Below are 13,963 nucleotides of genomic sequence, written 5' to 3' on the forward strand. Positions count from 1 at the left end.
TCTGGTTTAAGGCGCTTAGCGACCTTGTGATTCAATCTCAACCAGATTAGGGGACTGACCCCTTCCAAAGCTAGATCAATGCCTCGCCGCTTTATTACATCTCCTACAGGGTGGTGGGACCGGATCTGTTCGCTGCAGGCTGGCTCCTACGGCGGTCCTTCGGCCCGTTTGCCGAACTGGGGCTTGGCAGTCCCGGGGTCCTCTCCCCCGGCCCCATTGACTCGCGCCATCCCTGGCGCTCACCCGCTTCGCGGGATACCCGCTCCCCCAGCCCCTCTCCCGCAAGCGGGAGAGGGGAGTATTAGGCCGCGGGAAGGAAGTCGATCGGGTAGAGGATGGTGATGGTCGGTACACCTTCCTTCGGACCGAAGTTGAAGCGTTTTACCCGCATCAGGATCTTGGTGTTCAGGGACGGGGAATTCATATCGCTGGACTCCACCTTGGCCAGGGACACCGAGCCGTCAGGTTCGATGGTGATTTTCAGGACCATCTTGCCTTGCAGCGCCGGGTTGTTGCGCAGTTCGCGGTTGTAGATGCGATACAGCGAGGCCTTGTAGCGGTCGAAGACGATCTGGATCTCCTCGTCGGTACGGGACGGGCCCACGCCGTCGCTGAGCGGCCGGTCCTCGCCGGCGAAGTCGCCCTCGGTACCGATGGAGCTCTCCACCCGGGAGAAGGCCACCCCTGCCAGTGCCGTGCCGGTGCCGCCGGCGTTGCGGCTGAGTTCGGCGGTGTTGATGCCGCCGCTGCCCGCCGTCGCGGCCGCGGTGATCAGCGAGCGCTGGCTGCGGTTTTCCTTCTTGCCCGCGGTACTGAGCTGTGTCTGCTGGCCGAGGCGGTTGTCCAGGTCGTCCTGGATAAGGTCCTGGAAGTTGTCCTTGAAGGCCAGGACGCCGGCACGCTCGGCTTTCTTGCGCGCTTCCTTCTTCTCCGCCTTGGTGGGCTTGGGATCCTGCTTGGCCACTTCCTGCTTGGGCTCGGGTTTCTTCTCCTCTTGCTTTGGTTTCGGCTGTTCCGGCTCTGGCGGCGGTTTGGGCTTGGTTTTCTTCTCGATGACCAGCTTGGCCAGGCGCTCGGGAATTTCCACCACCTCATCCTTGTCCGGCTCCGGCAGTGTCCACAGGGGTACCATATAGCCGAGGAACAGGGCGATCAGCAGGGAGGCAAACAGGCAGCGGCGGAAGCGCCGTTCGTCCTCGCCCTGGGTATGCCAGGGCATCACCATCGGGCGGTATTCCGGCGCCTCGTACTCGCGGGTTACCTCGAACTCGAATCGGGATTCTTCCTCCTCGCGGCGAAGATTCTCCGCGCGTTCGTCCAGTGCGAAAATTTCGTCCTCGCAGTCCTCGATTTTCTCGAGCACGCGGCGGCGGCGCTCCTGCAGCAGGTCGAGATTGGCGTTGTAGATGCTGACCGTATGCTGGATACGGCGGATGACCGCCCTGGAGGCATCCTCGCGGTAGTCATCGGCCCAAAAGAGATCTCCGGCACCAACTTCTTCCAGCCTGTTGAGCCGCTCGGAAATCTCGTCGAGAAGCTGATGCTTGGTGCCGTCCTTACGCAGCTCTTCCAGCTTCTCGTCGATCTGCCGCTGCTCACCCTCGAGCACGTGCAGGCGCCGGCGAACCGATTCCAGTTCGCCGCTGACCGCTTGCTGTAGTTGAAGAAAATTACTCACAAACTTCCATTAACCTTGAGATGCTTTCTGAATTACCGCCAGGGAGACCTTGGTGTAGCCCGCGTCGGTACAGCTGGACATGACTTTCTTGAGCAAGCTGAACGGGATGGTCCTGTCTGCGAGAATATTCACTTCCGGCGGCAGCCGGTCCTGCTCTTCCCCCTCTGCAGCTACGTCTGCTCCGTCCCCTGCGGCTGCGTCCGCGTCGCCTCCCTGGGCAACAAGCAGGGCCTTGCCCATCTCGGCGATCATCGCCTCCTTGATAGCCTCAATAACTGTTTCCTCACTGTTGACCACTTCCTCGATGGCAATGATCGGGGTGGATTCAACGAGTATTTCCTTGTCGGTCACCATCAGGGTCACGGTTTCCCGCGGCTTGGTCTCCACCACCGAGTCCGGCAGGGTAATCACCTTGGGCGGCTCCAGCGCCTCGTTGCTGGAGGTGTTAGTCAGCAGGAAGAACACCAGGATGGTGAATACATCCATCAGGGACGTCAGGTTCATGCCCGAGGTCTTCTTGCGCTTGTGGCTCCTGGCCATGCGCTTCATGCGTCGGCTTTCACGTTTCACGGCGCATCTCCTATGGATATATCCGGGAACAGAACCACATGCTCTACCGCATCCGGGTCATCGGGATCGGCGCCTTCCTCGCGCACGTCGACGCCGCGCACCGTGTCCATGACTCCGACCAGGTGCTCATAGGCAATGTTCGGCTCCATCAGCAATATGGTGTCGGTTTTCTCCGGATAGCTGCCCTTGACCTGAAGCAGAAACTGGCTCAGCTTTTTCAGGTCGTAAACCTCTTCCGTCGGCAGCACGGCCAGAGTTTCTCCCGCTTGCGCCCCCTCTTCCGAAGATCCGGCGGATTCGGTCTGTACCTCGGCTTCTCCACCCTGCTCTCCTGTATTCAGGTTTGGGAAGCGGGCGATCACCTTTTCACCATCACTGATTTCCAGTGCCTCCTGGCGCACCACCACTTCCACTGTCACAGTGGGATCGTCTGGCGCGCCGCCGCCGGCACCGCTCGGCATGTTCAACTCCAGGATGGTGACCCGAGAAAACACTGCCGATACCAGCAGGAAGGGCACCAGCACCACCATCAGGTTCAGGAAGGCGGTGATATCCAGCTCCGGAGCTTCTTTGTTTCTCGCGTGGCGCCCTCTTCTCATTACACTTTTTCCACTTGCTGCGCTTCAGCGACGCTTTCAGCAGTCTCGGCACCGTCTTCGGTTACGGCAACGCTCTCCTCGGTACCGGCTGACTCCCCTTGGACCTCGACCTTGTCAGTGGGCTTATCGTCACCGGCGGGAACATCTATCTCGTGGCGGCGGCGGGTGGAGGCGGAGATATGGTTGAGGGCCTTGACCGATACCATCTCCAGGCTATCGATAATCTCGCCGGTCAGGGAGTTCAACAGTGCGTGAACCACCAGCAGCGGAATACCGGTCATCAGGCCGAAGGCGGTGGTGTTCATCGCCACGGAGATACTGGCGGACAGCAGGTCGGCCTTCTCCGCCGGGTTGGCGTTGGCCACCGCGGTAAATGCCTCAATCAGGCCCATGATGGTACCCAGCAGACCGAGCAGGGTGGCGATATTTGAGAAGAGGGCCACATAGGGGGTGCGCTTTTCGAGCTGGGGAATGATTTCCATCATGCTCTCTTCCATCGCGATCTCGATATCCTCGCGGCGGCGCACCGTGCCCTGGCGGGCCAGGCCCATGGACAGCAATTTGCTGACGCTGGAGTTGTCCTGCTTGACCAGGTTGCGCGCGCGATCGAAGTCACCGGAGGCCAGGACCGGCTGCAGCTGGTCCCATTTGGCGCGATTGGTGTGACGCTCGTAGATCAGGCGGATATAGCGCTCGGTCGCCACTGCGATACCCAGGGCGGCCACCACCAGAATGGGGTACATGAAGGTACCGCCTGTCTGGAAGAACGCGATTACGCTGTTGAAAAAGTCCATTACAAACCCTCTTTATAAATACCGCGGTAATTTTGTTGTTGAATCTTTGGTTGATGGGCACGCTTCGCTTTGCCCATGCTACGATTTTTTGTAGGAGCCTGCTTGCAAGCGAACATCCTTGAGGCCCTTTCCACCTCTTTTTTTCGCCTGCAAGCAGGCTCCTACAGGGGTCTCTTAATCGCCTGAGAGACTCAGCTCGTAGAATTCCAGTTCGCGCATAAAGACTTCTTTGTCCAGGGGCTTCAGCTTGTCATCCATCAGGCTGGAGACCAGGTCGCTCTCCACTCCCACCTCGGAACTCTTCCACGGCACTATGTAGAGAGATTTTGGCGCTTCCTTGTTGCCGATGATCGAGATACCGGAAAGCTCCTTGACCTGGTTATCCACTTTCTTCTCTTCAGAACTCTCGGATTGTGCCTGCGCGGTGGCGCCCGACAACAACAAGGCGAAGAAAACTGAAACTTTCGAATTTAGCGTTTTCACTGGCCCGCTCTCCTCTTCAGGTCTGCTATCCAGATGCTCACGTCTTTATCGTCCGGTTCCAGGCTCAGGTATTTATCGAATTGTGCCAGAGCGCACTGCAGATCTTGCAGATACAGATCACACAATATGCCCAAGTTCTTGATCAGCGGCAGATATTCCGGATTTTCTGCCAGTGCATTCACATAGATTTTTCTCGCCTCGGCGAAGCGGCCCTGCTTGCGGTACAGCACCGCCAACTCGTTGGTCGCCACCGGATGGGCGGGGTCCACTTCCAGCGCCTGCAGGAATGTCTCTTCCGCGTTCTTTTCATCGCCGCTCTTGTAGTAGGCGATACCCAGATTGATATAGGGGGCAGGCAGGCGCTTTTCGCGCTCGACGACGGACTGCAGCAGCTCGATTGCAGCCGGGAAGTTTTCCTCGCGCAGGTATTCCAGGGAGCGCTCGAAGTCGCGGTTGACGCTGCCGGAGACGCGTACCGAGGAGTAGTCGGATGCCTTGCCGCTGCTGGTGGGCGTGCTGGCGCAGGAGGCCAGCAGCATTGCCACCGCCAGAACGACGAGTGCTTGTAGTGTTCTTTGGAATTGGGTCATAAATCCTCTTTGGTGCCACTGTTCGGCGCCCTCTCCCCCGGCCCCTCTCCCGCAAGCGGGAGAGGGGAGCTTTCTTATCAACCTTCTGTACCGGACAGGGGCTCTCCGACGCTGGCCTGTTCCGGCGCTTCCGGTGCCGGTGGGAGGGGCACTATGCTCTGCATATACTCTCCCGCGTCTTCCGCCCTTGCGTAGCGCGCCGGCACCAGGCTGGCGAGTTTGCCGATGCTCTTGTCGATCCAGGCGTTGTAGATACCGACACCCAGCAGTTCGACGTTCTTCTCGTGCACCGAGATGGCCTTTTCCTCGAAGGGGTATATCTGCTCCTCCAGGGCCAGCTCGTACTCCTCCAGTTCCAGCGCGCTCAAATTGGTGGGTCGCTCCGACTCCTTCAGCGCCTGGCTGAAGTGGAGGTAGATCTCGGCCAGGTAGAAGGTGGTCGCCGCGGTCACGTCCGCCACCTGGTAGTCGATCAGGTCGGTGTAGGCGCTGATGGCGGCCTTCATGCGCCGGCGCTTCTCGTTCAGGTTGCGCTCGATGGGCGCAACGAGACGCACCTGGGTAAAGGCGTCGAAACTCGGCTCAGCCAATTGCAGTGCCGCGTTGCCGGCCAGGTAGCGGGTGCGGTCGTTGCGCGCATTGCCGCCGCGCAGTTCGATGCGCACCATTTCCCTCAGCTCGTCCATATAGAGTTTCTGGTCGCCGGCGGTCTTGTAGAGATCGGCGATCTTCTGTCGCGTTTCCAGGGCCGGCTCCATCGGGCTGGGGAAAAGTTTTACGTAACGGCGCAGCACATTCAGGGCCTTGCCGTTGTCCTTGGCCGCGCTGTAGAGATCCGCAGCCTGGGTCAGTGCCTCGCGGCGCACATCGTCGTCTTCCGATTCCCGTTCGATACGCTCGAATTCCGCCGCCGCCAACAGTATCTCGCCGCTCTCCTGATAGACCACGGCGAGCTTCTTGGTGACGTCTTTGGCCAGTTTGTGCTCGGGGAAATTGCGACGGAAACCGTTCAGTACTATCGCCGCCTGGGTCCAGTCCTTGAGCACGATGAGTGAGGCTGCCGCGTCGTATTCGGCGGTGGCCAGCAGGGTTGCGCCGGGTGCGGCCTCGCGGATGCGCAGGAAGTGACCGGCCGCAGTGGCGTGATCCTCCTGTTTGCGCGCCAGGTCGCCCTGCTGGTAGATGGACGCGGCCAGGTTGTCCACCAGCCCGGCCTTGTCCTTTGCTTCCGCCGCGGTCAGTGCCAGGGCCTCGCCGTAGGCGGATTCCGCATCGACGAAGGCTTCGGTATCGAAGGAGGCGTGGGCGACCATTATCCAGGCAGAGCGGCGAATCTCCTGTTCCGCCGCGGGGAATTTCTCCAGCAGCAGGCGGCCGTTGTGTATGGTCTGCGGGAAATCCTTCAGGCCGTAGAGGTCCTCCACCGCACCCACCATGATCTGCGGCGCCTTGCCGTGCTCCGGGAAGGTGTCGGCAAACTTGAGCGATGACCGGATAATTTCCCGCAGCAGTGGCGCGCGCTGGGCCGCAGCTGCGCCCTTGAGGTTATTGGCCAGGTGCTCGCGATAGGCATACACGGCGGCGTAGCCGGCCTCGCTGGAGTCCTTGTGCGCCGGGTAGTCGTAAGCGGTGCGCTCGTATTCCAGCGCCGCGCCGTGGAAATCACGGTTTTCCAGCATCAGGCCGGCGAGCTGGTAGTTGATCTCCGGCGCGCGCGGCTTGTCGCTGAAGGATTTCAGGTAACCGCGGTACCAGTGAATCGCCTCTTTGTAGTGTTCCGCCTTCTTGTCCTTCAGCTTTTTATTCTGGTAGGCGGCGTGATAGTGGCTGGCCAGGTCGATCAGGTTGCTCTGCAGGAACTCGACCACTTCCCCGTATTCATTGATATCGAATACCGTCCAGTACTCCGCCTCGAGCGCATAGGTGGTTGCGAATTCCTTCTTGGCGTCCAGCACCAATTTGGGGAAGCCACCCGTCTTGTAGATCTCGATCACGCGGATGGAAAAGTCCGCAGACACCTTGTGCAGCGGGTTGCGCTCCACAAAGGCGTTGTAGGATTTGGCCGCATCCTGATAGCGGCGCTTGTCCAGGTAATACTCGCCGAGGCTGCTGTACACCAGGGGTTCGTAGTCGCGCCCGCCCTTGCGGGAGAAATAGTCGACGATCGACTCGGCGCCTCCCAGGTAGGAGAAGCTCAGGCTGACGACGCGGAAGGTATCCTCGACATGTTTGCGCTCGACGTCGTTGGTCTGTTGCTCGAAGTCGTAGCCTTTGGAAACCTTGTAGTCGAGCATGGCGATATAGTCGTCCAGCGCCATCTCGTACATGTCCTGCTTGAACAGGGACCAGCCGCGCTTGTACAGCGCCAGTTCGTAAAAACTGGAGACCTCCCCTATGCCGATGACCTTGCCGTAGGCCTCTTCCGCATCCAGGTATTTCCTGCGGGTGAAATAGTATTCACCGAGACGGAAATAGGACTCGTCGATATGCCGCGAGTTCGGGTACTTGGCCACCAGCTGTCGCAGCACGTCAACGGCGGCGTCGATCTGCCCGGTTTCCTCGTAGGCGCGGGAGAGCTGGTACATCACCTGGTCGTTGCGATCGTACAGCGGGTATTTGGCCAGCAGGTCGCGGTAGAGGTCGATGGCCTCGCGGGCGTTGGCGGACAACATCGCATCGGCGTCGCCGCCGGGCAGCGCCGGCGCGGTGCTGTCCGCGGCGATATCCGCGCTCGCGGTGGCCCGCGCCTCGAACTCGCGGTCCGACTCCCCGGGACCGCTGGCAACATTGTTCGCGGCAGCGGCCGATGCCACGGCCAGGGGTGCACTGGAGGGAGTCGGTGCATCCAGTTTCTTCGATGGAGCCGCGGCATCCGCATCGATGGAAACCACGGCACCGCTGTCGGCGGTTGCCCCGGCGACGCTGTCGATGGCCGCGTCTTCGGCGCGGTGGGCCTGCTTGATCTTCAGGTCGGCGATGCGCCGCATGGCCTCCGGCGTCAGGCTGGTTTCCGGGGTTTCCTGCAGGTATTTCTGGTAGCTGGCCAGGGCCTTCTCCAGGCTGCCGTCGATGTACTCCTCTCTGATTTCGATATCGACTTTCTGCAGGCTGCCGATGGTCTTGCCGCTGTTGACGGCACAGGCGTTCAGCAGCAGGGCCATGGAGGCCAGCGTCGCGCAGCGTTGCACACATGTTGCGACAGAACGCCCTGTGGGAGCCTGCTTGCAGGCGAAACCGATCGCACTCCGCAGCTTTGCGCCTGCAAGCAGGCTCCTACAGGTGGCTTTTTCTACAGAAAATGCCGAGCGGCTATTCTGGGGAGACTTTGTCACTGCTCACCTCCCTCTTCCGCCGGCGCTTCCAGTTCCGGCGGGTTGTCCTGCGGCAGAGGCTCCGGCTGGTTGGCGCGGTGCTGTTCGATTTTCCGCTGGTCGGCGCGCTGTTCCTGCAGCTCGTTGGCGCGGTCGTAGCTATCCGCCAGGGCGAAGCGGGCCTTGATCTGGTAGCTCTCCAGCTGTGCGCGGCGGCGGTCCAGTTCATTGACGGCCAGGGCTTCCAGCATATTGCCCTGGCGCGCCATCAGGGTATCCAGCCTGTCCTGGACGCCCTTCAGCTGCGCGCGCAGGCGGCGAATGCTGTCGTTGTAACCGGTGTAGCTGTGGGTGGCGGCCTGGCGGCTGCGCACGAAGGAGTGGTAGACGGTCTGCAGCTGCTCGATTTCCTCGTTCAGCTCCTGCAGGTGCTTGTAGGCTTCCGTCAGGCGCTGATCGTATTCGGTGGCGAGGCGCCAGTTGAGTACGCCCTCCAGGCGCGCGATACGCGCTTCGGTTTCCTCGCTGTAGTGACGGGGTCCACGGCCGAGCAGTTTGCGCATGCCCTGCAGTTGCAGGCGCGCTTCCTGCTCCTCGGCTTTGGCCAGGTATTCCGGGCGGCGGGTTACCAACATCTGCTCGATGCGGCTGGCAAATTTGTCCCGCTGTTCGACGCGCAGCTTGATGCGCGCGTCCAGCTCGCGGAATTTCCGGTCCAGGCCCGGCAGCAGCGGTTCATAGTAGGCGCGGCGCAGCTCGATAATGTTCTCGTAGGCACTGAGACTTTTCAGCCACTCCTCGTTGCGCTCGAACAGGTCGTTCAGGTCGCGGTAGTTGCGCAGGAATTCCTGGTAGTCATTGGAGGCCATCAGGTCGAGGAGGTAGTGGGTTTCCGGCGCATCGGGCAGGTTGCGCAGCGCCACCACCCAGTTTTGCACCTGGGTGGCCTCCTTGCGGCGCAGCGCCTCGAGGAATTTCCCCTCGCGGATGCTCTCGATGGACGCGGTGAGGGTGTCTATCTCGTTGCCGAAGGTTTCCAGTGCGCGGCCGTAGTTGATTGCGGCGGTACTGTGTACGTCCAGCTTGCCGTAGGCATAGGGCACCGCGAGCATCGCCTCCTGCACCGATTCGTTGGTGACCTTGCGACCCTGCAACAGCTTCCAGGGCACCAGCGCGCGGTCGTAGCGTCCGGCCCTGGCCTCCACCCAGCCGGCACCGAGCAGGGCGCGGTTGGAAAAGGGGCCCTCGAGATTCACACGGTCGAAATAGGGCCTGGCCAGCTCCAGCTGGTCGGCTTCCATCAGATAGGAGCCGAGCAGCAGGTTGGTCTTGTCGTAGAGCGCCTGTTTGGCCGTGTCGGAGCTGCGGTTTTTACCCAGCGCGGTCAGCTCCAGGACGCCGCGCTCTTCCTGCCCTGCCTTCAACTGGGCGATACCCAGGTTGTACTGCACGAATCCGTCGAGGGATTCCTCGCCCTTCAGGTCCTTTAGAAGCTCCACCGCCTCGTCGAAGCGGCCCAGCTCCATGTAAACCCGCGCGCGCAGGAACTGCTCCTCGGCGCGCACGCGCTCGGGCACCCGCCCCTCGATCATCTCCAGGGCGTGCAGGGCATTGCGGGGCTGCTGCTTGTGGTAGTGAATTTTTGCCAGCCGATAGGCGGCCTCGTTGCGCACCGGCTGCGGCACATTGCCCTTCAGCACTGCCTCGATGGCCCGACCCGCCTCGCGGTGCATGCGGTAGGAGAGCTCCAGGTCGCCTACGGAGAATTCCGCCTGCCCCAGGTGCGCGCTGAAGGGATCCAGCCCCGGCTCGTCCAGGCGGCGGTACTGGTCCAGCTCTGTGTCCAGCCCGACAATCGCGTCAAAATACTTCTCCTGATAGGCCTGGAACATGGCCTCGCCGAAGAACAGGTCCTCGAGCTTGTCGCTCTCGCCATCGGCGGCCGCGGTGGGGCTACAAAACAGCGCGGCGACAAGTGCCCACAGCGCGGGTAGAGCAGCCCGCAGCGATGCCGGTGCAGCGCCGCGCAAAGCGGATACCAGTCGGGGATACATGGCTACCAGTCCTTGAAGTTAATCGCGGACTCGCCTCCGGCAATCTTGATCTCGACAAATTTGGGTCCCACCTCCTTGTCCACCTGGTAGCTGGCATTGGCCTTGACCTCCCTGCCCGACGGGGATTTGCCGATAAAAACCACCTCCAGCGGGTGGCTTCCGGCCTGTACGTTGCCGGTGTAGATCCTCTGCACGCCCCCCTTTTGCAGCGCTTCGATTTCGCGGAAGGTGTAGAGGTGGTGGGCAACTATCTCATTGTTGAGTTTGAGCTGCACCGCCTCCAGGTCAAAAGGCTGCGCATCTGCAAGGGAGACAAAAAAAGAGACCTGGGTGTTGGAGGGAAAGAGTAATTTTTCCTCCAGTTGCGCCAGTTCGGCAGTCAGGTTTATCACGTCCTTTTTGACATCCTGGATCTGCTCATCGAGCCCGCGGATCTCATCGCGGCTCACGCCCTGCGCCATTGCGGTGCACGCCAGCAGTAGCAAAATTGTTAACTGTAGAATTCTGACCATGTTATTTACCTCTGACCCTACCTCTAACAATGAACGCCGGCGACGCCGCGGCCGCGAACCGGCCGCTTGGAAAAGCCTGTAAACAGGGGACTTTCAGTCAGCGGGATTGTATTGCAATCCGGGCACGGCCAAATGTGAGACAGGTCAAATCTCGCGCATCCGGGCGCGATAGATTTTTATTTGGCCCATGCGGGGAAAGTTTTAGCGGGAGATAAATTCGGCGGTGTTATCTGCAGCGACATGGCATCCACTACGACTCGAAACAGTGATCGCCTGCTCAGTTCACCGGGAGGATTTTCTAAAAATGTGAATTGGGTTGGGCGGAACGTTTCGAACCAGTGCGCATACTGGGCCGGAGCCCGGAGAGAAGAAATATTCGGCGGAGCTTCCGGCAGGGCAATCGAATAGCGACACGCTCGCGGCGTCAGCCGGGATAGCGGCATAAAAAAAGGCACCCGCTCTCGCGAAGTGCCTTTGAGAATGGTGCCCAGGGCGGGACTTGAACCCGCACGGCCAGAGGCCACTACCCCCTCAAGATAGCGTGTCTACCAATTCCACCACCTGGGCAAAAAAACAAACAAACTGTTACGACTGATCGTCACCCTCGGCCGGGGATTCTTCTGAATCCGCTGCCGGGACCTCTCCGGATTCCGCTGCCGGAATCTCCGGAACGTCGTCGGCCTCCGGCTGCGCATCCAGCTGCGGGATATCGCCGGGGACGTCGCTGTCGATTTGCGGCAGCTCGCCCGGCTGCTCGACCGCTTCCGGGATCTGCGGCAGGTCCGCATCGATATCGGCCTCGGCACCCTGCCTGGCCAGCAGCGCCAGGCCGAGACTGGTCACGAAGAAAACCGTAGCCATGATGGCGGTCAGGCGCGAGAAGAAGTTGCCGCTGCCCTGGCTGCCGAATACGGTCTGGGAGGCCCCGGCACCGAAAGAGGCACCCGCCTCAGCGCCCTTGCCCTGCTGCAGCAGAATCAGGCCGATAATGCTGAGCGCGGTCAGGACGTGTAGGATTAAAACCAACTTTTCCATTGTATGGAAACTCTCTATCTGGGTTCCGCAAACCCGTTATTCAGTATTCTCTGTATTTCGCCGATTGAGCCGTTAACCGGCCGCGCGGCAGATCTTCGCAAATTCTTCCGCGTCCAGCGAGGCTCCCCCAACTAGGGCGCCATCAATGTCCGCCTGGGCAAACAACGCTTCAGCATTGTCCGCCTTTACACTGCCGCCGTACAGAATCTGCACCGCGGCGCCGGCATCGCCCAGGCTCTCGCGGATAAACCGGTGCACTTCCTGCGCCTGCTCCGGAGTCGCGGTCCTTCCCGTGCCTATGGCCCAGACCGGCTCGTAGGCGACGACTGCGCGACTCCAGATATCGCCTTCCCCGGCATCCATAACCGCCTGCAGCTGTGCGGCGATCACACCCAGGGTGCGCTCGTCCTCCCGCTCCTGCAGGGTTTCACCCACGCAGAGGATCGGGGTCAGCCCGGCCGCCTGGGCGGCGACAAACTTGCGCGCTACCAGCTCGCTGCTCTCGCCGTAGAGGCTGCGACGTTCGGAGTGCCCAACTATCGCGTAGCGAACACCCCAGTCCAGCAGCATGGCTGCGGACACCTCGCCGGTAAAGGCCCCGGAGGCCTCTGCGCTGAGGTTCTGTGCCCCGGCCGCGAAGCCCTTTCCCACCTTTTCCGCCACCAGCGGCAGGTAGGGGAAGGGGGGACAGATCACCACCTCGCAACCAACGCCCTCGAGATCGAGCGCCGCGAAAAACTGTCCGGCAAACTCGCGGCTGCCGTTCATTTTCCAGTTAGCTGCTACCAGCGGTGTGCGCATGTGTGCTCCTTCAAGGGGCGCAAATCTTAGCGATATTGCCGCCAACATACAACAGAAAATCCACATTCCGCGATGCTGGCGGTCCCGCGGGTCAGCTGTTGCCGACGCGCTCGACGACGGTGGAGATCTGCCTCGCCAACGTCTCCACCTGGGCGCTGTCCCGCCCCTCCACCATGACCCTGATCAGCGGCTCGGTACCGGACGGGCGCAGCAGCACCCGGCCGCTGTCCGCCAGTTGGCTCTCCGCTTCGCTGACCGCCGCCTTTACATCGGCATGGTCAAGGACACCATCGCGGTGCGCCAGGCGCACGTTGATCATGTGCTGGGGCAGCATCTTCATGCGCCCCTTCAGCTCGTGTAAGGGTTCGCCGAAGTCGCAGACGGCGCGCAGCACCTGCAGCGCGGACACTATGCCGTCGCCGGTGGTGGTGGCGTCGGCGCAGATGATGTGGCCGGAGGACTCGCCGCCCAGGGTCCAGCCGTTGGCGTGCATCCTCTCCAGCACATAGCGGTCACCCACCTTGGCGCGCTCGAAGGGGATGTTGCGCTCGCGCAGGGCCAGTTCGAAACCGTAATTGCTCATCAGCGTGCCGACCACGCCGTTGCAGCCACCGAGGAACTGCTGGCGGTGCATGGCGATCATGAACAGCAGTTGGTCGCCGTCGACCAGTTCGCCGTTGCTGTCCACGAACAGCACCCGGTCGCCATCGCCGTCGAAGGCGATACCCAGGTCGGCGCCCCCCTCACGCACCGCCTTCTGCAGCTGCCCGGGTTTGGTGGAACCGCACTCCAGGTTGATATTGAGGCCGTCGGGGCTGACGCCTATGGAGGACACTTCGGCGCCCAGTTCGCGGAACACCTTGGGCGCTATGTGATAGGTGGCGCCGTTGGCGCAGTCCAGCACTATCTTGAGCCCCTCCAGGGAGAAGCCCCAGGGGGTGGAGGCCTTGCAGAACTCGATATAGCGGGCGGCGGCGTCGTCGATGCGCCAGGCCTTGCCCAGGTCGGCGGAGGTGCTCATCGGCAGGTCCAGCGCCGCCTCGATATCCAGCTCCACCTGGTCCGGCAGTTTGCTGCCATCGGCGCTGAAGAACTTGATGCCGTTGTCCTGGTAGGGGTTGTGGGAGGCACTGATGACGATGCCGGCCTGGGCGTGGAAGGTGCGCGTCAGGTAGGCGATGGCGGGGGTGGGCATGGGGCCCAGCAGGCCGACATCCACGCCGGCGTTGATCAGGCCCGCCTCCAGGGCGGCCTCGAACATGTAGCCGGACACCCGGGTGTCCTTGCCGATCAGGATGCTGCGGCGGCCGGAGCGCTTGCCGCCGGCCATCCCCCCCAGTACCTTGCCGGCGGCGTAGCCGAGGCGCAGCATGAAGTCCGGAGTGATGACTCCCTCACCTACGCGGCCGCGGATGCCGTCGGTGCCGAAATACTGTCTCGCCATATTTACTTCTCTTCTCGTCATTTTTTGCGTGGGGCGAACCTCGGTTCGCCCGGATTCCCGGTGGCCGCCGCGGCACGGGCGAACACAAGGTT

Annotated in this window: 12 protein-coding genes and 1 tRNA gene; all 13 read right to left on the reverse strand. The window is 61.5% G+C overall.

Annotation, left to right across the window (positions count from 1 at the left end; genetic code table 11):
• Positions 1 to 301: 301 nt before the first annotated feature.
• The 13 genes from AC6R19_RS20710 to glmM all read right to left on the reverse strand — a co-directional run bounded on the left by AC6R19_RS20710 (position 302) and on the right by glmM (position 13,871).
• Positions 302 to 1,678 (reverse strand): AgmX/PglI C-terminal domain-containing protein, encoded by a 1,377-nt coding sequence (locus AC6R19_RS20710; protein WP_500581779.1) that lies wholly within the window; start codon positions 1,676 to 1,678, stop codon positions 302 to 304.
• Positions 1,679 to 1,687: 9 nt separating this feature from the next.
• Positions 1,688 to 2,248: an ExbD/TolR family protein gene (locus AC6R19_RS20715; RefSeq protein WP_500581780.1), complete on the reverse strand. Its 561-nt coding sequence runs from the start codon at positions 2,246 to 2,248 to the stop codon at positions 1,688 to 1,690.
• Positions 2,245 to 2,847, reverse strand: coding sequence for an ExbD/TolR family protein (locus tag AC6R19_RS20720; RefSeq protein WP_500581781.1), 603 nt, complete (start codon positions 2,845 to 2,847; stop codon positions 2,245 to 2,247). Before AC6R19_RS20720 ends, AC6R19_RS20715 begins: the two co-directional genes overlap by 4 nt.
• Entirely contained in the window at positions 2,847 to 3,641 is a 795-nt protein-coding gene (locus AC6R19_RS20725; protein WP_500581782.1) for a MotA/TolQ/ExbB proton channel family protein, read from the reverse strand. Before AC6R19_RS20725 ends, AC6R19_RS20720 begins: the two co-directional genes overlap by 1 nt.
• 174 nt (positions 3,642 to 3,815) lie before the next feature.
• Positions 3,816 to 4,124 (reverse strand): hypothetical protein, encoded by a 309-nt coding sequence (locus AC6R19_RS20730; protein ID WP_500581783.1) that lies wholly within the window; start codon positions 4,122 to 4,124, stop codon positions 3,816 to 3,818.
• Entirely contained in the window at positions 4,121 to 4,714 is a 594-nt protein-coding gene (locus AC6R19_RS20735; RefSeq protein ID WP_500581784.1) for a tetratricopeptide repeat protein, read from the reverse strand. The genes AC6R19_RS20730 and AC6R19_RS20735 overlap by 4 nt, the downstream gene beginning before the upstream one ends.
• A 77-nt stretch (positions 4,715 to 4,791) precedes the next feature.
• Positions 4,792 to 7,902 carry a tetratricopeptide repeat protein gene (locus AC6R19_RS20740; protein ID WP_500581785.1) on the reverse strand — a complete coding sequence of 1,037 codons (3,111 nt, stop codon included), beginning with the start codon at positions 7,900 to 7,902 and terminating at the stop codon, positions 4,792 to 4,794.
• A gap of 140 nt (positions 7,903 to 8,042) precedes the next feature.
• Positions 8,043 to 10,079: a tetratricopeptide repeat protein gene (locus tag AC6R19_RS20745; protein WP_500581786.1), complete on the reverse strand. Its 2,037-nt coding sequence runs from the start codon at positions 10,077 to 10,079 to the stop codon at positions 8,043 to 8,045.
• A 2-nt stretch (positions 10,080 to 10,081) separates the two neighbouring features.
• Positions 10,082 to 10,591, reverse strand: coding sequence for a hypothetical protein (locus AC6R19_RS20750; protein ID WP_500581787.1), 510 nt, complete (start codon positions 10,589 to 10,591; stop codon positions 10,082 to 10,084).
• A gap of 481 nt (positions 10,592 to 11,072) precedes the next feature.
• A tRNA-Leu gene (locus AC6R19_RS20755) sits at positions 11,073 to 11,158 on the reverse strand.
• An 18-nt stretch (positions 11,159 to 11,176) separates the two neighbouring features.
• Positions 11,177 to 11,626: a preprotein translocase subunit SecG gene (secG, locus tag AC6R19_RS20760; protein ID WP_500581788.1), complete on the reverse strand. Its 450-nt coding sequence runs from the start codon at positions 11,624 to 11,626 to the stop codon at positions 11,177 to 11,179.
• A 72-nt stretch (positions 11,627 to 11,698) separates the two neighbouring features.
• On the reverse strand, positions 11,699 to 12,427 hold the full coding sequence (gene tpiA / locus AC6R19_RS20765; protein ID WP_500581789.1) for a triose-phosphate isomerase: 729 nt from the start codon (positions 12,425 to 12,427) through the stop codon (positions 11,699 to 11,701).
• Between the two features lie 91 nt (positions 12,428 to 12,518).
• A complete protein-coding gene (gene glmM / locus AC6R19_RS20770) occupies positions 12,519 to 13,871 on the reverse strand; it encodes a phosphoglucosamine mutase (protein WP_500581790.1) in 1,353 nt (450 codons plus the stop codon).
• Positions 13,872 to 13,963: the final 92 nt, after the last annotated feature.

The sequence above is a fragment of the Microbulbifer sp. SE14 genome, from assembly GCF_059834885.1.

Excerpts from the sequence above, each read along its gene's own strand:
- AC6R19_RS20720 (WP_500581781.1), bottom strand. The coding sequence starts at position 2,847 with ATGAGAAGAGGGCGCCACGCGAGAAACAAAGAAGCTCCGGAGCTGGAT.
- AC6R19_RS20725 (WP_500581782.1), bottom strand. The coding sequence starts at position 3,641 with ATGGACTTTTTCAACAGCGTAATCGCGTTCTTCCAGACAGGCGGTACC.
- AC6R19_RS20735 (WP_500581784.1), bottom strand. The coding sequence starts at position 4,714 with ATGACCCAATTCCAAAGAACACTACAAGCACTCGTCGTTCTGGCGGTG.
- AC6R19_RS20745 (WP_500581786.1), bottom strand. The coding sequence starts at position 10,079 with ATGTATCCCCGACTGGTATCCGCTTTGCGCGGCGCTGCACCGGCATCG.
- AC6R19_RS20750 (WP_500581787.1), bottom strand. The coding sequence starts at position 10,591 with ATGGTCAGAATTCTACAGTTAACAATTTTGCTACTGCTGGCGTGCACC.
- secG (WP_500581788.1), bottom strand. The coding sequence starts at position 11,626 with ATGGAAAAGTTGGTTTTAATCCTACACGTCCTGACCGCGCTCAGCATT.
- tpiA (WP_500581789.1), bottom strand. The coding sequence starts at position 12,427 with ATGCGCACACCGCTGGTAGCAGCTAACTGGAAAATGAACGGCAGCCGC.
- glmM (WP_500581790.1), bottom strand. The coding sequence starts at position 13,871 with ATGGCGAGACAGTATTTCGGCACCGACGGCATCCGCGGCCGCGTAGGT.